Raw genomic sequence first — 17,527 nt, forward strand, 5'->3', positions numbered from 1 at the left:
GAGGCGTCCTCGGTGCCGGTGAACTTGATCGTCACCGACTGGCCCGCGTAGGCCGAGAGGTCGAAGGTGCGCAGCTGGTAGCCGGAGGCCGCGTCGGCGTTCGAGTACGTCTTCAGCGCCGTACCGTTCGCCGAGACCGTCAGCTTGTCGTAGGCGGTCGAGCCGGACTCACCGGTGTCGATGTGCAGGTAGAAGCTCAGCGTGGCCCTGCAGCCGGCCGGGACGGTCACCGTCTGGGCGAGCGTGTCGGTGCGGGTGGAGCCGTAGCCGTTCAGCCACGCCTTCCAGGTGCCGCCGTGCGGGGCCTGCGAGGCCGACTTGTCGACGACGCCGCTGGAGGTGGTCCAGGGTGCGGCGGTGCCGGTCTCGAAGCCCGCGTTGCCGAGCAGCTGCGCCGGGGTGCAGGTGCCGCCACCGCCGTTGACGGTCCAGCCGAAGGCGGTGCTGCCGGTCTTGTTCGCCGAGTCCTTCGCCGTCACGGTCACGTTGTACGTGCCCGCCGTCGTCGCGGTGCCGCTGATCACGCCGGTGGAGGCGTTGATCGACAGGCCGGCCGGCAGACCGGTGGCGGTGTAGGTGTAGGGGGTGGATCCGCCGCTCGCCTGGATCTGCAGGTTCGCCGAACCGCCCACCGCGGTGGACTGGTTGCCCGGGTTGGCCACCGAGACGGTGCCGCTGCCCGCGGGCTTGGTCAGCAGGCACCCGCTGACGTTGAGGTCGATGACCCGCCCGGTGCCGAGGCAGGTGGTGAACCAGTAGGTCTCCTGCCCGTAGCTCTGGCCCTTGACGGCCTTGGTGGTGCCGTCGGCCGCCACCTCGCAGGGGTTGTTGATGGTGCACATCTGGCCGTCGTCGTTGCCGGTGTTGTTGATGCCGACGACCTTCTTGGTCGCGGCGTCGACGATCGGCGAACCGGAGGTGCCGTGCGTGGTGTTGCAGCCGGAGCTGTAGCGGATCGAGTCGCGCCAGGTCCACTCGTCCTCGCGCAGCGTGCCGACGAACCCGTTGATGGAGCAGTTCCAGGTCTGCTTCCAGTACGAGGACGGTATGAACATCGCCGAGCCGTCGACCGGGTGCGTGTCGCTGACGGTCAGCGCCGTCGCGCCGAACTTGGAGGTGATCGACCCGAAGGTGTCGGTGAGTTGGTACAGGGCGACGTCCGTGCCGGTCATCGTCGCGTACAGGATCCTGTCCGCCTGCACGGTGCCGAGCGAGCCGCCCGACGCGTTGAGGAGCGTGCCGCTGCGGCTGGCGCTCTGGTTCTGGATGACCTGGCCCGCCGTCGGCATGGTCGGCAGACAGTGGCCGTTGGTGAGCATGAGGGCGCGGTCGGTGTCCACCGAGGAGGGGTAACGCACGAGCGAGGCGGAGCAGTTGCTCAGTGCGATGGTGGACGTCAGGTCACCGGCCTGTACCGCCTGCGCGGGGGTGGCAGTGACGCAGGTCAGAACCCCTGCGACGACTGCGCCCGCGGCGGACGCGGCGGCAAGTCTCTTGAACATGGCTCTCCTTGTGGGGGATGCGGGGCGTACGACCGGTTGCGGACGCCCGCGCCGCACGAAAGTGCCATGCCCACTTCAATCGGTCAACCATGCGTACGGAATTCGTCCGCCCGGATCCGCCCAGGGGCGCGGGGAGGCACCCGGAAGCGCCAGCAGGCGCACCGCCCGCCCCGCTCCGGACACCGCAAGGCCCCGCTCCGGCCCGCTCCGGCCCGCTCCGCCCCGATCCGGCCCGCTCCTGCCCGCTCCGCTCCGACCGGTCGCCACCGACGACCGTGGCCGGCGATCAGGCCGACAGCCCGGCCTCGGAACTCACTCCCCCGTCAGAGCCGTCACCACGTAGGCCACGTCATACGGCATCAGCGCCACCTCCAGGGCGCCGCCCTCGCCGCCCTCGTCGCCCTCGGACGCGAACTCGACGACCACCGCGTCGGATCGGATCCGGACCCGTTCGCGCCAGGTCGTCCGCCGCATCCCGACCTTCCGCAGTCCCGTCGGCAGCGGCCTCGCGCCGGCTCGCCCGCGGACGGGCCTCCAGACCACCCCGTCCGGCCCGATCAGCAGCCGACCGGTGCGCCAACGCCCGTCCTGAGGAGGGTTCCTGACCATGCACATCACTCGGGCGGTCGCGCCCCCGGCGAGCTTCCGGGCGCGTGCGAGATGCCTGCGCTCGACGATCCATCCGGCCGCGAGGGCCACGGCGCCGGTGAGCGCCAGGTCGGTGAGTACGCTCACCCTCCCAGTGAAGCAAAACCCGGACCGCGTGTCCGCCGCATCGCCACGATCGAGGTCGGCGACGGCACTCGGCACCGGCCGGCACTCGACACCGGTCGACGGCCGGGCCGCGCCGGGCCGGGCCGCGGTGGCCCGTCCCGCCGTTCGACGAGGAGCCGGGAGCAGCCGGGGCCGGCGGCCCGGCCGCGCTCAGCGCAGGTCGAGGACCGGCCGGGTCGAGAGCTCGTCGCCCATGCCCGTGTCGTCCGGCCCGTACACGAGCGCGGCCAGCTCCGTGTTCCGGTTGGCCGTGGCGAGGGGCAGCCACTCCAGGACGATGCCGTACCCGCCGCAGACCGACTCGCCGCCGTCGCCGCCGTGGATCGCGCCCGGGTCGCTGGTGATCTCGGACCGGTAGGTGTCGTAGGCGATCCGCAGCCCGAAGGCGTTCGGCCCGGTGTGCGGGCCGGTGTCGTCCTGGTAGGGGCCGCGGTCGAGCGGGAACTCGTCGCCCCAGCGGAAGAGCGTCCCGGCGCCTGCGCCGCACGCGTGCTCCCACTCGTCGGGGTGCGGGAGCCGCAGCCCTTCCGCGGCCAGCGCCGCCGGGGTGTCGGCGAGCGGCTCGACGAGGTCCTCGTCCTCGACGGCCATCAGCAGCGTCGGCACGGTCACGGTCCGGTGCGGGCTGAGGTACCGGGCGAGGTGGAGCCGGAGGTCGTCGTCGAGACCGAAGCCCTGGCTGACGCTCTCCTCCCGGTAACAGTCGAGGAGTTCGGCCGAGGGCTGCCACGCCGCCAGGTCGAACCCGACCGTGACCCGGCCACCCGGCACCAGCGCGAACAACCGCTCCCCGCGCTCGACCAGCACCCGGTGCAGCGGCGCGCCCAGGTGTTCGACCGTCTCGACCTGCTCCGGTCGACCGCCCACCACGTCGGCCGCGCGGGCGGCCAGGCGGGTGGCGGTGGCGAGGTCGAGCCGGCGCCAGGCGGCAAGGGTGAGGGAGGAGAGCGGTTCGAGGGCCATGCGCGGAGTCTGGCACACGCCACCGACAACGGAGTTGTGCCCCGGCGGGCGCCGCCGCGCGGCTCGACGGCCGGCACGCCCGGCCGCGCCGACGGGGCGCCGGGGAGGCACCGGCGAGGCACCGGGGAGCGGGTGCGCGTGGGTGCGGGCGGAGGTCCCGGGTCCGCGAGGGCGCCGGCGGGATCGTGGACGAACCCTTTCGAGTCGGACTACCTGCCGTGTCGATCCCACCAGTGATTCATCATTTAATTAACCTCTCCCCGAGCCGAGTCATCGCTCGCAAGAGACTTCGGCCAGGACGGGCCGACGACCATCGGAGGAGCCGCAGTGGCGCAGGCAGCGAGACGGGGCCGCCCCTCGACGGGGGCGCGGGAAGCGGTGCTCAGGGCCGCCGGAGAGATGCTCGGGGACGCCGGGCTGGCGCTGTCCACCAAGGAGATCGCGCACCGCGCGGGCGTCGCGGAGTCGAGCATCTTCTACCACTTCGGCGACCGGCGCGGCTTGATCCAGGCCGTCATCGGACAGTACCTGCCGGTGTTCGCCGACACCACCGCCGTCCTCGGCGAACGGCCCGCGCCGCCGGCGGACGGCGGCCCGGCCGGTGACCCGGACCTCCAGGCCGACCTCGCCGCCATGCTCACCGGGCTGGAGGACTTCTACCGGCGGATCATGCCGATCCTCGGCGCCATGCAGTCCGGCCGCACCCTGCGCGACCTCCTCGTGGCGCACGGCGGCGAGATCGGACCGCACCTCGCGCTCCGGCCGGTCGGCGACGCGCTGCGCGTCCACCAGGCGGCCGGACGCCTCGCCGCCGGGCTCGACCCGGTCACCGGCGCACTGCTCCTGATCGGTGCCGCTCACCAGCGCGCGCTCTACCACTACCTGCTGGGCGACGACGCCGACCGCTTCGTCCCGCCGGTCGAAACGGTGGCCCGCACCCTCCTCCCGACCTTCGCCCCCTGACGGGCGGGGAGGCAGGGAGGCGGGGGCAGGAGGACGGGAGAACAGGAGGGCGGGATCGTGGGAGGGCAGCCCGCCGGGCAGACGGACAACGGATCGGCGGGCAGACCGGAGGCAGTCGCCCGGGCAGCGGTGCGGCCGAGCACGCCGGAAGGGGAAGCGCCCCCCGCCGGCCCGGCGGAGGGCAGCCCCGGTCACGGCTGCGGGAAGGTCTCCTCGTCCACGTCGCTGGTCTTGGCGTTCCCGCCGACCTTCGCGGTCAGCGTGATCGACCACGTGGTGGCCGTCCGGCCGGTCTCGTAGGACAGCGTGTCGTCGAACTTCGTGTAGGAGCAGTTCTGGGTGAACATCTTCAGCGAGGTGTCCCAGTCGACGCCGTCGGAGAAGAAGACCTCGTAGGTGCCGTCCTCGATGCCGTCGATCGACGCCTTCTTCCCCTTGCCGACGTACAGCGAGTGGACCGCCTTGGTGTTCTGGGAGAGCGTCACGACCGAGTCGGAGCTGCCACCCGTGTTGTCGACCTCCAGCCCGCCCTCGCCGCGCAGGCGGCCCTTGCGGATCATGGTGCCGTTGTCGAGCGAACGGGCCTGCAGCTGCGGGGTCTGCGGGACGTTGAAGGTCGTCGGGTAGCCCGCGGCGGTCATCTGGGCGAGCGCGGCGGGCACCCCCTTGAGGCCCTCGGAGAGGCCGACCGAGGCGAAGGCCGAGGTCGTGGTGCAGACGCCCTTCCCCTTGATGTCGGTGCGCACCTTCGTCAGGTCCGTGGACAGCTGGGAGAGCGCGGTCACCAGCTGGCGCCGGACGGTGGTGACGGTGTCCGGCTCGCCGGACAGGCCCAGCCCGCTGCTGGCGGAGTTGGCCGCGGTGGCCGCCTCCTGGAGCGAGAGGGCGAAGGCGTCGAGGCTCCCGGCGGGGTTGAGTTTGGCCAGGGCGGCGTTGACCGGGTCGATGTAGCCGGCCAGCACCGGGCCGTACGGGGGCTTGGTGGGAGTCGGCGTCGGCGTGGGGGTCGGCGTGGGAGTGGGAGTGGCGGACCGGGAGCTCTCGGTGCGGCCCCCCGCGGCGTCCGAACTGCCGGAGCTCCTCGAGCTGCCGCCGGAACAGGCCGTCAGCAGCAATGCGGTACCGACCGCCAGGCCGATCTTGGTCACGGACCTCATGCCGCTCCCCCGGAATTCTCTCGGTGCTCTCTCGTGCACGCTCCGTGCACTCTGCAATCCCCGCGCACATGATCCCGACCCGATGAGACGCGGTCAACAGGGCGCACAGGCAGCGCACAGAATCTCACAGGGAGCGCACAGGGGGCGCGCGGGCCGGACCTCCGGGTCAACTACGATCGGCTCGTGTTGAGCCTCACGGGAATGCCCCTCCAGATCATCGCCTCCGTCGTCGCGATCGGCGTCTTCGCCGCCACGATGTGGCTCTGGCCGAGATTCGGCGGGAGCGGTCTCAGGGCCTGGTCGGGGCGGATCGGGGCGTTCCTCGCCACCCAGGTCACGGTCCTGGCCGCCATGGGGCTGATCGCCAACGGCTACTTCGGCTTCTACAGCTCCTGGAGCGACCTGCTGGGCACCAACGGCAAGCCCGGCACGGTCGTCGACCACCAGCCGAACGCCGCCGCGTCCCTCTCGGTCACCGGCGAGAAGAACATGTACTCGGCGCAGGGCTCGGCCCGCGACCGCTCCGGGCTGATCCAGGAGGTCGCCGTCAGGGGAACCGCGAGCGGCCTGAGCAGCGACGCCTACGTCTACCTGCCGCCGCAGTACTTCCAGCCGGAGTACGCGCAGCAGAAGTTCCCGATGGCCCTGGTGCTGGCCGGCTACCCCGGCTCGGCGGAGAAGCTCATCACGCTGATGCAGTACCCGGCGTCCGCCCTCACCGCGATCGAGGAGAAGAAGCTGCCGCCGACCGTCCTGGTGCTGATGCGCCCGACGCTGGTCGGCAACCGGGACACCGAGTGCATGGACGTCCCCGGCGGTCCGCAGGTGGAGACCTTCTTCACCAGCGACCTGCCGAAGGCCCTGGCCGGCAACTACCGGATCGGCACCGACCCGGCCAACCGCGCGGTGATCGGCAACTCGACCGGCGGCTACTGCGCGCTCAAGTTCGCGCTGCGCAAGCCCGACGCCTACCGGGCGGCGATCTCGCTCTCCGGCTACTACACCGCGCCGATCGACGAGACCACCGGCGACCTGTTCGGCGGCAACGACCGGTTGAAGCAGGAGAACGACCTCGTCTGGCGGCTGAAGAACAAGCCCGCCGAGCCCGTCGCCCTGCTGCTCGCCACCAGCTACGACGAGAACAACTACGAGGGCACCCAGGCGATGGTCGACTCCTTCAAGGCGCCGACCAAGCTCTCCACCATCACCCTGGACACCGGCGGGCACAACTTCCACACCTGGACCAGGGAGATCCCGCCCGCCCTGGAGTGGCTGGGCAAGCACCTGACGATGCCCCAGCCCGCCTAGGGCGTAGCGGCCGGCGCGGGCGCACCCCCACGGACCGCCCGAACGAGTGATCCCGCAAGGATCACAGGCGGCTCACACCCCCGTCTCACCCTTCTCTCAGCCGGGCGCCCGAACGTAGCGCCCATGACCACGACCAGCTTCTCCCCGCCGGCCGGCGAACCCTGGCCGGAGGCCGCGAACTACCCGCCGCCGCAGCTTCCGCCCGCCGGACAGGCGGGGCCGGCCGGCCCCGCCGCCGACGTCCCGCAGGCGCGGCCCGCCGAGCCCCCGCTCTACCCCGAGTTCCCGCTGCCGCCCGTCGGGCCGAAGGGCCCGGCATCCTGGGCCGACCGCCTGCGGACCCTGCCGGCCCGGACCTGGCGCGGGCGCGCGGAGGACCCGCGCTGGGTCCGGCCCGCCCTGCTCGCGCTGCTGGCCGCGACCGCCGTCCTCTACCTCTGGGGCCTGTCCGCCTCGGGCTGGGCCAACGCCTTCTACTCGGCCGCCGTGCAGGCCGGCAGCGAGAGCTGGAAGGCCTTCTTCTACGGCTCCTCGGACGCCGGGAACTTCATCACCGTCGACAAGCCGCCGCTGGCGCTCTGGCCGATGGCGCTCTCGGCCCGTGTCTTCGGGCTCTCCTCCTGGTCGGTGCTGGCCCCGCAGGCGCTGATGGCCGTCGCGACCGTCGCCACCCTGTACGCGACGGTGCGCCGCCGCTTCTCCCCGTTGGCCGGGCTCCTGGCCGGCGTCGCCCTGGCCCTGACCCCGGTGGCGGCGCTGATGTTCCGCTTCAACAACCCGGACGCCCTGCTGGTGCTGCTGCTCACCCTGGCCGCGTACGGGCTGGTGCGGGCGACGGAGACCGCGAGCACCCGGTGGCTGGTGTTCACCGGGGCGATGTTCGGGCTGGCGTTCCTCACCAAGACCCTGCAGGCGTTCCTGGTGCTCCCCGCCTTCGCGGTGGTCTACCTGGTGGTGGCGCCCACCGGACTCTGGCGGCGGGTCCGGCAGTTGCTGGCCGGCGGGCTGGCGATGGTGGTCGCGGGCGGCTGGTGGGTGGCGGTGGTCGAGCTGGTACCGGCCTCGGCCCGCCCGTACGTCGGAGGTTCGCAGGACAACAGCTTCCTCTCCCTCACCTTCGGCTACAACGGCCTCGGCCGGCTCAACGGCAACGAGACCGGCAGCGTCGGCGGCGGCAACCGGGCCCGGTTCCCGGCCGGGATGGAGGCTCCCGCCGGCGGGGCTCCGACCGTGCGCGGCGGGGGCGGCTGGGGCGAGACCGGCATCACCCGGATGTTCGACGGCAACATCGGCGGGCAGATCGCCTGGCTGATGCCGGCCGCGCTCGTCCTGCTGCTGTTCGGCCTCTGGGCGACCCGCCGGTACGCCCGGACGGACACCGCGCGGTCGGCCTTCCTGGTCTGGGGCGGCTGGCTGGTCTGCACGGCGCTGACCTTCAGCTTCATGTCGGGGATCTTCCACGAGTACTACACGGTGGCGCTGGCCCCGGCGGTCGCGGCCCTGGTCGGCATGGGCGTGGACGGGCTCTGGCGGGCGCGGCACCGGCTGCCGTACGCGGCCGTCCTGGCCGGGACGCTGGCGGTCACGGTGTCCTGGGCGTTCGTCCTGCTCGGGCGGAGCTCCGACTTCCTGCCCTGGCTGCGCTGGACGGTGCTGGTCGGCGGGCTGGTGTCGGCGGTCGCGCTGGCGGCGGCCGGGCCGCTGGCCGCCCGGCTCGCACAGCGTGAGAGCGCCCGGGGCGTACAGGCCGCGCCGGACGCGCAGGGCGGCGGCGCGCACGGCGACGGCGGTCCCGGGGCGGACGACGCGCACGGTGTGAACGGCGTGAACGGCGCTCCGAGGAACGGGCGTCAGGGCCACCGGCTCGCCGGGCGGCTGACCACCGTGGCCGGTCTGGCGGGTGCCGCGGCGGCGCTGGGCGGTCCGGCGGCGTACGCGGTGGACACCGTCAACACCGCGCACACCGGCTCGATCGTGACGGCCGGCCCGGCGGTCGCGGGCGGGTTCGGACCGGGCGCGATGCGACGCGGGCCCGGTGGCGGGCCTGGCGGCGAGGGGATGTTCTGGATCAACGGCCAGCAGGTCGCTCCCCCGCAGGACGGCGGCCAGGGCGGGGGTCCGGGCACCCCGCCGCAGGGCGGCCGGGGCAACCGGCCGGGCGGCGGCCAGGGCACCGGCGGCCTGCCGGGCGGTGGCCAGTCGGTCTACGGCGTCATGGGCGGCCCCGGCGGCATGGGCGGGCTGCTCAACGGTGCCAAGGTGAGCGACGAGGCCGCCGCCCTGCTGGAGCAGGACGCCGACCGCTACCGCTGGGCCGCCGCGACCAGCGGCTCACAGAACGCCGCCAGCTACCAACTGGCCTCCGGGGTACCGGTGATGGCGCTCGGCGGCTTCAACAGCACCGACCCGTCGCTCACGCTGAGCGCCTTCCAGCAGTACGTGAAGGAGGGCAAGGTGCACTGGTTCATCGCCGGCAGCGGCGGCCCGGGCCGGACGGTCGGCACGGGCGCAGGCGGTACGGGCGCGGACGGCGCGGGCGCAGGCGGCACCACCCCCGACGGCACCACACCCAACAGCACGACACCTGACGGCACTTCGCCCGACGGCACGGACGCCAACGGCAGTGGCCCCGGCGCCCCGACCGCGGGCACCGCGGCCCCGAGCGGCCCCGGATCCGCGGATTCGCCGACCGCACAGATCGAGAGCTGGGTCACCAGCCACTACACCGCCCGGACGGTCGGCGGCTCGACCTTCTACGACCTCACCCAGCCGCCCACCTCCTGACCCACCGGGCACCGGAAGGCGCCCGCGGGCACCGAGCACGACACAGCAGGGGCGCGCCACGGCACTCGGATCCCGAGCCGCCGTGACGCGCCCCTCGCGCGCGTCGGATCAGGTCATCCCGCGGTGTCGGTCGCGCAACGCGTCCCGGCGGCGGGCACCGTGCCGTCGAGCAGGAAGGCGTCCACCGAGGTGCGGATGCACGCACTCCAGCCGTAGCCGGTGTGCCCGTCGCCGTCGCGGGTCAGGAGGACGGCGTTGCCCAGCTGGGCGGCGAGCTTCTCCGCCGAGGCGTACGGCGTGGCCGCGTCGCCCGTGGAGCCGACCACGACGATGGTGGACGCGCTCGTCGAGGCGATCGGGTGCGCCTTCTCGGCCGAACGGAAGGCCCAGGTCCGGCAGTCGGGGTCGAACAGCGCCGTGTCCGGCGAACCAAGAGGAATCGTTTCCTCAGCCACGCACCTGCCGCTCAGCGGTCACCCGCCCGGCCGGGCCGCCGCCCGACCGCCCGCCGGCTTGACCACGGCTCGTCAGCTCCCGTCATCCGCCGCACTGTTGCAGCATGGCCGTCTTGTCCGCCTCCGTGACGGGCAGCCGGTACTTCAACGACACCTGTGCGAACCGCACCGCGTACGCGCACCGGATCTCCGGCGCGGCGGGCAGCCAGGCGGACGGGCCGGAGTCGCCCTTCGAGGCGTTCTGCGAGCCGTCGGCCGGGATCAGGTTGAGCGGGTCGTTGGCTATCTGCACCCGCTTGGCCTTGTCCCACGTGGCCGCACCCATCTGCCAGTCGTAGGAGAGCGGCATCACGTGGTCGATCTGTATCTTCGAGGCCTGCTGCTTGGACCACTGCACCGTCCTGCCGGTGTACGGGTCGTGGATGGTCATCGAGGTGACCACGCAGGAGGACCCGTCCTTGCGCTCGACCGCCGTGCCGTCCCGGGCCAGCAGGTCGTTGCGGGTGTCGCACTTGTTGTGGCCGCCGGGGACGCCGTCCACGTTGTCGGTCCAGGCCGGGCCGAACTCGTTGCGGTCGTAACCGTCCTTCGAGCCGGTCCTGGCGGTGGCCACCCGGGCTATCAGCTCCCGGCCGGCGCTCAGCTCCTCGGGTGAAGTCAGCGGTCCCAGACCGGGCTTGGTGCCGTCGGGGTTCTGCAGCGGGCTGGTGCCCGGGCCGGCGGCGCCCGCCGCCCCGGGGGATCCGACCCCCGCGGAGGCCGCGTCGGCGGCCCGCTTCCCGGCGCCGGAGCAGCCGGTCAGCGCCAGGGCGGATATCAGGAAGACGGTGGCGGCGGACAGAGCGGTGCGACGGGCGGGCACGGAGGACTCCCCAGGTGGCGGGCGACTGACGGCGCACCAGCAGACCAGCCGCCCCACACCCGGTCAAGGGGGCACAACACGGAGCATTTCGATCATGTCGAAGGTCACACCCGGAAGGTCGCGCCCGGAAGGGCCGGCGCGGACCACGCAGGCGACGCCCGCACCGTCGACACGGCAGGGGCCGAGCCCGCCGGCCGGGCCGGTGCCGGTGCCGCTCAGCCGCCGATCGCCGACATCGGGCGCGCCGGCCGGACGAACCCTGCGGCGCCGATGGCGTGGCCCGGCCCCTTCCCGGCGATCGCGGCGCGCCAGGCGGCCTCGATGCGGGCGTCACCTTCTTCGTCCCCGCCACCGCCACCGTCCCCGTGACCGCCGCCGTCCCCGTCGCGGAGCAGTGCGCGCAGGTCCGACTCCTCGGTGGCGAAGAGGCAGTTGCGCAACTGTCCGTCGGCGGTGAGCCGGACGCGGTCGCAGCCGCCGCAGAACGGCCGTGTCACCGAGGCGATCACGCCGACCACGGTGTCCGTCCCGGCGATCCGCCACTCCTCCGCCGGCGGGGTGCCGCGCCGGCCGGACCCGGCGGGCCCCGCCCCCTCCTCCCCGGCGGCCCGGCCGGTCGGCAGCAGCTCCCAACGGGCACCGAGCGCGGCCAGGATCTCGTCGGCGGTGACCATCCGGGCCCGGTCCCAGGCGCCCTGGGCGTCCAACGGCATGGACTCGATGAACCGCATCCGGTAGCCGTGCTCGGCGGCGAACTCCACCAGCGGGACGAGTTCGTCGTCGTTGACGCCGCGCACCGGCACCGCGTTGACCTTGACCGGGGCGAGGCCGGCGTCCCGCGCGGCGGCCAGGCCCGCGAACACGTCGGCGATCCGGTCGCGGCGGGTGATCGCGGCGTACCGCTCGGGCCGCAGGGTGTCCAGGCTGACGTTGACCCGGTGCAGCCCGGCGGACTTCAGCTCCGCGGCGGTGCGGGCCAGTCCGATGCCGTTGGTGGTCAGGGACACCTCGGGTCCGAGCGCGGCGATCCGCCGGACCAGGCCGGGCAGGCCGCGCCGGAGGAGCGGTTCGCCGCCGGTGAGGCGGACGGACCTGATCCCGAGCCGGCGCACCGCGATCCGCACCAGCCGGACCACCTCGTCGTCACCGAGCAGCTCGGCCCCGGGCAGCCAGGCGAGGCCCTCGGCCGGCATGCAGTAGGTGCAGCGCAGGTTGCAGCGGTCGGTGAGGGAGACCCGCAGGTCGGTGTGGACCCGGCCGAAGCGGTCCACCAGCGGGCGCGGTGCGGAGTTCATCGGCCCAGTACAGGGGGGTCGGCGCGGAAACTCCAGCGGCCGAACCGCCGGGCCGCGGGCGCCCGGCACCCGCCCCGGTTGTGGCTTCGTCCAAGGGTCACCCGCCGGGGCTGCGGGCCGCCCTGCCGGACCGGCAGGCTGGACGCATGCAGAACGAGGACGCGGTCACCGCGCTGGTCCTGGCGGCGGGCGGCGGGCGACGGTTGGGCGGGCGGCCGAAGGCACTGGTCCCGTACCGGGGACGGCCGCTGGTGGAGCACGCGGTGGCGGCGGTGCGGGCAGGCGGCTGCCGGGAGGTGACGGTGGTGCTGGGCGCGGCCGGGGAGCGGGTCCGGTCGACGGCGCACCTTCCGGGCTGCCGGCTGGTGGCCAACCCGGACTGGGAGTCCGGCATGGGCTCCTCACTGCGGGCCGGGATGGCCGCGCTGCCGTCGCCGACCCGGGCCGTGCTGGTGATGCTGGTGGACACGCCTGGGGTGGGCGCGGCGGCCGTGGCCCGGCTGCTGGCGGCCCACCGGGCGGGCGCGGAGCTGGCCGCGGCGGCGTACGGCGGGCGGCGGGGGCACCCGGTGCTGATCGGGGCCCGGTACTTCGCCGAGGTGACGGCGGGGGCGGTCGGGGACGCGGGCGCGCGGGCTCTGCTGGCGGCGCACGCCGAGGAGATCACGCTGGTCGAGTGCGCCGATGTCGCCGCTCCGGACGACCTGGACACGCCTGCCGACCTCGCCCGTTGGGGTGCGGGGTGACGCGGGTACCGCTCTTCTTCGAACGGATCCCCCTCCGGGGTGGAACCGCCCTCCTCCTCCCCGCCGAGGAATCGAGCGCACACCCCTGATTCCTCCCTGAGGATTGCCTCATTCCGCGCCGCGGTCCGCGGGTTTCGGGGAGCATGGGACCCGTCCCTCCTCCCCGATTCGAACGGACGGTGCCCGCGATGGCCGGACTGCCCGACGACTTCACCGGACACGACCCGGCCGGCCGCGGGCCGGGGACCGGGGGTGGCGCCCGGGCGATCCGTTGCCCCGCCTGCCGGCGCGAGCACCTGTACGAGCCGCCGTCGCTGCCCTGCCCGTGCGGAGCCTCGCTGAAGGTGCCGCTGCTGCGCGGGGGCGTGCCGGTGCAGGTGCGGTTCCGGTCCTGGGAGGACTCCTGGCTGAACATGCGCTGCCCGCACTGCGGCCGTTCCGACCAGTGGCCGCAGCCCGAGTTCACCTGCAACTGCGGGGCCACCGTCCGGCTCCCGGTGGACCGCACCACCCGGCTGGGCGGCGGCGCGTCCACCGGGCCGCTGGGCGCCGCCGCCGGACCCCGCGCCTCCCACCCGTACCCGGCGCGGCCGACCCAGCCGCTGGACGCGCCGCCCGCCCCGGCGCCGGCCGCAGGGTCGAGCGGCCCCGCCACGCCGTGGCGGCGGCGGGCGCCGTTCCGTCCGCACCCGGTGCGGACCTCGCAGGACGCGGTGTTCACCGCCGCCCGCTACCTGGAGTGGCTGGGCTTCGACGACCTGGAGCTGACCGAGGCTCAGGAGCGCGACGGGGTGACGCTGCTGGGCAGCCGGATGGTCGCCCAGGTGGACACCTGGACCGAACCGGCGGACGTGAAGTCGGTGGAGTGCCTCTGGCTGCAGACCCTGCACGCCGAGGAGATGGCCGCCGCGATGTTCACTCTTGCGGGCTATTCGCACCAGGCCACGGTGCGCGGGGAGCAGCTGCTGGTGGCCCTGTTCAGCCTGGACCTGGCGGGGGTGCCGCAGCCCGCCAACGGCGCCGCCGAGGCCCTGATGGAGACCGGCTGGACGTCCTGAGCCCCCGTTCGGACCCGACCCGCCGACCGCTGATCGTTTAGACGAAAACCCGCCCGAGCGCAACAACCTCCGCTCGTGATCTGGTGCACAAGCTCGCCCCCGTGTTGAATTGCCGCCACAGCGCGGGCCCGGGGGCGTGTCATGCCACGAGGGGCAGGGTCCGCGTCCTGCTGGATGGCGCGCACAAGGAGGTGGCGTTGTCGGAGCACGGATGGGGCCCGAGCGGCCGGGACGGGCGGGGGCGGGCGACCGCACCCCAGGAGCCGGGGGACACCGTGTGGCGGCTGCGGTCCCGGGCGTGCTGGCGGGAGGCCGCGGAGCTGTTACGCCCGGCCGCCGAACGAGATCCGACAGCGGCGCTGGCCAGAGCCGAACTCCTGATCGAACAATGCCTGTTCACCGCAGCGAACTGGTCCCAGGCGGAACAGGCGCTGCGGCTCGCCGAGGCCGGGGCGACCTCCACCGAACAGCGCGCGGCGGCGGCCTGCGCACGCGGCTTCCTGGCGTACGCGGCCAGCGTGCTGAGTGCGCGGGACCGGCTAGACGAGGCACAGGCGGCGCTCGGGCGCACGTCCGCGCTGCTGCCGCCGGACGCACCGGGCCGTCCGCTGCTGGACTTCCGCCGGGGGCTGGTCGCGGAGAACCTGCTGCGCGACCCGACGGCGGCCTGGATCGCCTACCGCCGGGCGCACGACGGCGCGGGCGAGCGCGGGGACGACCTGCTGCGCTCCTCCACCTGGCGGCACCTGGCGGCCCTGGCCCTGGCCGCCGGCGACCGCGAGCGGGCCCGCGAGGGGTTCGAGGCCTCGCTGCGGCTGCGCGAGCAGTTGGGCTTCACGGTCGGGGTGGCGCCCGCGCTGGCGGCGCTGGCCGAGGTCTCCGAACCGGCCGAGGCCGCCCGGCTCCGGGCGGAGGCCGCCCGGCTGGTGAAGGCACTCGGGGGTGTTCCGGTCTGGCTCGCGCGCCAGCTGAGCGCGGCGCGCACGCCGGGCGCTCCCCCGGACGGACGCATCGGAAGGCAGGCTCAGGGACCGATCAGCTAAGGTGAGCCTAACTTGGCCGGGTCGAGCAGTGACCCGGCCAGGTTCGCCTTGCCGTTCCCGGGCTCCGCCAGGCCTACGTCCGGCCGGGCCCGGACGCAGGGCGCAACGACGGCGAGGCACCCGGGGTGCTTCGACGACGGACGCCCCCGCCGGGCGCGGGACCGGGCGGTCCGGCACGGGCTCCGGTCGACCCGATGGGGCCCGCACCATGACCGTGAGCAGCACCCGGCCCGGCCCCGCGCCGCGCGCCTCCGCCGCCGTCGAAGCGGCACTCGCCCTACCGCCGTCACGGCCCGTCACCACCGCACCCGGCCCTGCGGGTTGCACCGACCCGGGAGCCGACGGCACCGCCGCCCCGGGCACCACCGTCCCGGGCCCCGCGGCCCCGGGCGCCGCGGCCTACCGGCGGCTCGGCGAGCTCCTGCCGGCACTCCGGGTGCACTGCGCCCCGCCGCGCACCGGCCGGGGCTGGATCGCCGGGGCCGACCTCCTGACCCACCCGGAGGCCCTGCGCGAACTGATCGCCCACGACGCCCGGCAGGGCCTGGCCCGGTACGGGCGGCCACTGCGTCCGGACGTGGCCGCCGGGTTCGGCCTGCACCGCTTCGTCTGGCCGGTCTCGCTCCTGTTCACCCTGCCGTGGTTCCTGGAGCGCCGGGTGCCGCTGCTCACCCCCGCCGACATCTCGATCCGTCGCCGCACCGGCGAGCTGACGGTCCGTCCGGGCGCCTTCGTCTGCCTGCCCGACGACCCGGCGTCCGCCCCGGGCGGCGCGACGGCCCGACCGGAAGCGCCGGAAGCGCCTGGCACGGCGGGCACGGCGGCCGAGACGCCGTGCGCCGTGCGCCGTCACACCGCCCGCACGGTGCCCGACGAGGCGGCGCTGGCCGGCGAACTGCGCGCCGCCCTGGCCGACTTCCTGACCCCGCTGCTGGCGGCCTTCCGGCCGGAGGTGCGACGCGGTCCGCGCACGCTCTGGGCGATGGCGACGGACGCCGCGGTCGAGAGCCTCTGGCACGCCGCCGGGCTGTTCGGCGAGGAGGAGCGCGCCCGGACCGAGTTGTCCGCGCTGCTCGCGCCGGGCCTACAGGACGCGCGCCCGGCGCCGGAGTGCGCGCCCTTCACGCCGGGCGCCGGATTCACCGGCCCCGCGTCCGGCTCCGCAGCGCACCCCGACCGCTGCCGGGCCAGTTGCTGCCTCGTGTACACCGTCGAGGCCGAGGCGATGTGCGCGGGCTGTCCCCGCGTCACGCGAGGTTGACGGCACTCCTCCCGGCGCGGAACGGGTCGGGGGCGGAATTCCGGGAGACACCCGCCCGGAATTCATATGACGATGCGACTTATACCTCGCCAGAAATCCCTCTCGTCAGCGCATTGACGGCAAATCAGTCATTCTCGGGCCGAGCATCGGTCATGATGGTCCCCGCCATCACGACGCAGGAATTGCGACGCAGGAAAGCGAGGCTGGTCCAGGCGATGAAATTGTCCGACATACCGCTTGGTTGGGCCGTCACCGGCGTTGCGGTGCTGCTGGTCAGCGCCCTGCTGGTGGCCCTGGTCCGGAGTCGGGGATCCACCACCGGATCGGGTGGCCAGGATTCCTGGGAGCGTTCCGAGGAACGCCGCCGCCGCAAGGAGTCCCTGTACGGCGGGGCCTCGTACACGCTGCTGTTCTGCTGCGCGGCCGTCGCCGCCGCGCTGTCCTTCCACGGGCTGGTCGGCTTCGGGGTGCAGAACCTCAACCTCTCCGGCGGGTGGGAGTACCTGGTCCCGTTCGGTCTCGACGGCGCGGCGATGTTCTGTTCCGTACTCGCCGTCCGCGAGGCCAGCCACGGCGACGCCGCGCTCGGCTCCCGCCTGCTGGTCTGGCTCTTCGCGGGCGCCTCGGCCTGGTTCAACTGGGTGCACGCCCCGCGCGGCTTCGGCCACGCCGGCGCCCCGCAGTTCTTCGCGGGGATGTCGCTCTCGGCCGCCGTGCTGTTCGACCGGGCCCTCAAACAGACCCGCCGGGCCGCCCTGCGCGAGCAGGGACTCGTCCCCCGCCCTCTGCCGCAGATCCGGATCGTCCGCTGGATGCGCGCTCCGCGCGAGACCTACGCGGCCTGGTCCCTGATGCTGCTGGAGGGCGTGCGGAGCCTGGACGAGGCGGTCGACGAGGTCCGCGAGGACAAGCGCGAGAACGCCCTGGAGAAGGAGCGGCGCAAACTCGCCGGACGTCGCGAGCGGGCCGAGATCCGGGCGATCAACCGCACCCACAGTGTCTGGCGCCAGCGCAGCGGCGGCTCGTCGTCGGGGGCCCGGCAGCTGGAACCCGGCCCGGAGTCCGCCATAGCGGGCGGCACCGGCGGCACCGACGGGGCCGGAGCGGTCGAGGGCGCGGCCGCCGAGGGGACACCGGCGCAGCCGGGCCTCCCGGCCCGCCCGGAACGGCGCACCATCGACCTGACGACGGAGGAGGACACCGTGGCCCTGCCCCGGCTGGACTCGCTGGAGCGCAAGCTGAAGGACCTGGAACAGCAGTTCGGCTGAGGCCCCGGGGAGCTGCGCGCCCGCGAACCCACGGGTCGGCCGACCCGTCGGCCCGCGGGCCGACGGGTTCCCGGGCCGGGGCCGGGCC

The 17,527-nt window shown here is 74.1% G+C and carries 15 protein-coding genes; 8 read left to right on the forward strand and 7 right to left on the reverse strand.

What is annotated here, in order from left to right; translation table 11 throughout:
* The 3 genes from ABZY91_RS37495 to ABZY91_RS37505 form a co-directional block, all read right to left on the reverse strand.
* Nucleotides 1-1,502, reverse strand: a 1,502-nt coding sequence (locus tag ABZY91_RS37495; RefSeq protein WP_355408166.1) for a putative Ig domain-containing protein, incomplete at its 3' end; no start/stop codon positions are given.
* Between the two features lie 312 nt (nt 1,503-1,814).
* On the reverse strand, nt 1,815-2,237 hold the full coding sequence (locus ABZY91_RS37500) for a hypothetical protein (protein WP_355408168.1): 423 nt from the start codon (nt 2,235-2,237) through the stop codon (nt 1,815-1,817).
* A 189-nt stretch (nt 2,238-2,426) separates the two neighbouring features.
* Entirely contained in the window at nt 2,427-3,239 is an 813-nt protein-coding gene (locus ABZY91_RS37505) for a hypothetical protein (RefSeq protein WP_329881941.1), read from the reverse strand.
* A gap of 327 nt (nt 3,240-3,566) precedes the next feature.
* Between ABZY91_RS37505 and ABZY91_RS37510 the strand changes: the two genes are divergently transcribed.
* Nucleotides 3,567-4,202 carry a helix-turn-helix domain-containing protein gene (locus ABZY91_RS37510; RefSeq protein ID WP_329881940.1) on the forward strand — a complete coding sequence of 212 codons (636 nt, stop codon included), beginning with the start codon at nt 3,567-3,569 and terminating at the stop codon, nt 4,200-4,202.
* A 191-nt stretch (nt 4,203-4,393) separates the two neighbouring features.
* Here the strand turns inward: ABZY91_RS37510 and ABZY91_RS37515 are convergent, their stop codons facing one another.
* Complete coding sequence (locus tag ABZY91_RS37515; protein ID WP_355408171.1) at nt 4,394-5,359, reverse strand: hypothetical protein; 966 nt, start codon at nt 5,357-5,359, stop codon at nt 4,394-4,396.
* Nucleotides 5,360-5,560: 201 nt separating this feature from the next.
* Here ABZY91_RS37515 and ABZY91_RS37520 point away from each other — a divergent pair, with 201 nt between their 5' ends.
* Both ABZY91_RS37520 and ABZY91_RS37525 read left to right on the forward strand, forming a co-directional pair.
* Nucleotides 5,561-6,667 carry an alpha/beta hydrolase-fold protein gene (locus ABZY91_RS37520; protein WP_355408173.1) on the forward strand — a complete coding sequence of 369 codons (1,107 nt, stop codon included), beginning with the start codon at nt 5,561-5,563 and terminating at the stop codon, nt 6,665-6,667.
* 123 nt (nt 6,668-6,790) lie between these two features.
* Complete coding sequence (locus ABZY91_RS37525) at nt 6,791-9,451, forward strand: glycosyltransferase family 39 protein (protein ID WP_355408175.1); 2,661 nt, start codon at nt 6,791-6,793, stop codon at nt 9,449-9,451.
* 113 nt (nt 9,452-9,564) lie between these two features.
* Here the strand turns inward: ABZY91_RS37525 and ABZY91_RS37530 are convergent, their stop codons facing one another.
* The 3 genes from ABZY91_RS37530 to moaA all read right to left on the reverse strand — a co-directional run bounded on the left by ABZY91_RS37530 (nt 9,565) and on the right by moaA (nt 12,063).
* Entirely contained in the window at nt 9,565-9,906 is a 342-nt protein-coding gene (locus ABZY91_RS37530; protein WP_355408177.1) for an alpha/beta hydrolase, read from the reverse strand.
* A gap of 82 nt (nt 9,907-9,988) precedes the next feature.
* Nucleotides 9,989-10,768 (reverse strand): HNH endonuclease family protein, encoded by a 780-nt coding sequence (locus ABZY91_RS37535; RefSeq protein WP_355408179.1) that lies wholly within the window; start codon nt 10,766-10,768, stop codon nt 9,989-9,991.
* Nucleotides 10,769-10,983: 215 nt separating this feature from the next.
* Nucleotides 10,984-12,063: a GTP 3',8-cyclase MoaA gene (gene moaA / locus ABZY91_RS37540; protein WP_355408181.1), complete on the reverse strand. Its 1,080-nt coding sequence runs from the start codon at nt 12,061-12,063 to the stop codon at nt 10,984-10,986.
* 146 nt (nt 12,064-12,209) lie between these two features.
* On the opposite strand from moaA, the gene ABZY91_RS37545 reads away from it, so the two are divergent.
* The 5 genes from ABZY91_RS37545 to ABZY91_RS37565 all read left to right on the forward strand — a co-directional run bounded on the left by ABZY91_RS37545 (nt 12,210) and on the right by ABZY91_RS37565 (nt 17,439).
* On the forward strand, nt 12,210-12,809 hold the full coding sequence (locus ABZY91_RS37545; RefSeq protein ID WP_355408183.1) for a nucleotidyltransferase family protein: 600 nt from the start codon (nt 12,210-12,212) through the stop codon (nt 12,807-12,809).
* 188 nt (nt 12,810-12,997) lie between these two features.
* Entirely contained in the window at nt 12,998-13,867 is an 870-nt protein-coding gene (locus ABZY91_RS37550; RefSeq protein ID WP_355408185.1) for a hypothetical protein, read from the forward strand.
* A 275-nt stretch (nt 13,868-14,142) separates the two neighbouring features.
* Complete coding sequence (locus ABZY91_RS37555; RefSeq protein ID WP_329952166.1) at nt 14,143-14,910, forward strand: hypothetical protein; 768 nt, start codon at nt 14,143-14,145, stop codon at nt 14,908-14,910.
* Between the two features lie 208 nt (nt 14,911-15,118).
* On the forward strand, nt 15,119-16,171 hold the full coding sequence (locus ABZY91_RS37560) for a (2Fe-2S)-binding protein (RefSeq protein WP_355408187.1): 1,053 nt from the start codon (nt 15,119-15,121) through the stop codon (nt 16,169-16,171).
* Between the two features lie 215 nt (nt 16,172-16,386).
* Nucleotides 16,387-17,439 (forward strand): DUF2637 domain-containing protein, encoded by a 1,053-nt coding sequence (locus ABZY91_RS37565; RefSeq protein WP_355408189.1) that lies wholly within the window; start codon nt 16,387-16,389, stop codon nt 17,437-17,439.
* Nucleotides 17,440-17,527: the final 88 nt, after the last annotated feature.

Origin of the sequence: Kitasatospora sp. NPDC002965, from assembly GCF_040611255.1 — a bacterium.
Taxonomy (GTDB): domain Bacteria; phylum Actinomycetota; class Actinomycetes; order Streptomycetales; family Streptomycetaceae; genus Kitasatospora.

Bases quoted from the DNA above. Each gene is read 5' to 3' on its own strand.
- ABZY91_RS37505 (WP_329881941.1), bottom strand. From the start codon at position 3,239: ATGGCCCTCGAACCGCTCTCCTCCCTCACCCTTGCCGCCTGGCGCCGG.
- ABZY91_RS37515 (WP_355408171.1), bottom strand. From the start codon at position 5,359: ATGAGGTCCGTGACCAAGATCGGCCTGGCGGTCGGTACCGCATTGCTG.
- ABZY91_RS37520 (WP_355408173.1), top strand. From the start codon at position 5,561: ATGCCCCTCCAGATCATCGCCTCCGTCGTCGCGATCGGCGTCTTCGCC.
- ABZY91_RS37525 (WP_355408175.1), top strand. From the start codon at position 6,791: ATGACCACGACCAGCTTCTCCCCGCCGGCCGGCGAACCCTGGCCGGAG.
- moaA (WP_355408181.1), bottom strand. From the start codon at position 12,063: ATGAACTCCGCACCGCGCCCGCTGGTGGACCGCTTCGGCCGGGTCCAC.
- ABZY91_RS37545 (WP_355408183.1), top strand. From the start codon at position 12,210: ATGCAGAACGAGGACGCGGTCACCGCGCTGGTCCTGGCGGCGGGCGGC.
- ABZY91_RS37550 (WP_355408185.1), top strand. From the start codon at position 12,998: ATGGCCGGACTGCCCGACGACTTCACCGGACACGACCCGGCCGGCCGC.
- ABZY91_RS37560 (WP_355408187.1), top strand. From the start codon at position 15,119: ATGACCGTGAGCAGCACCCGGCCCGGCCCCGCGCCGCGCGCCTCCGCC.
- ABZY91_RS37565 (WP_355408189.1), top strand. From the start codon at position 16,387: ATGAAATTGTCCGACATACCGCTTGGTTGGGCCGTCACCGGCGTTGCG.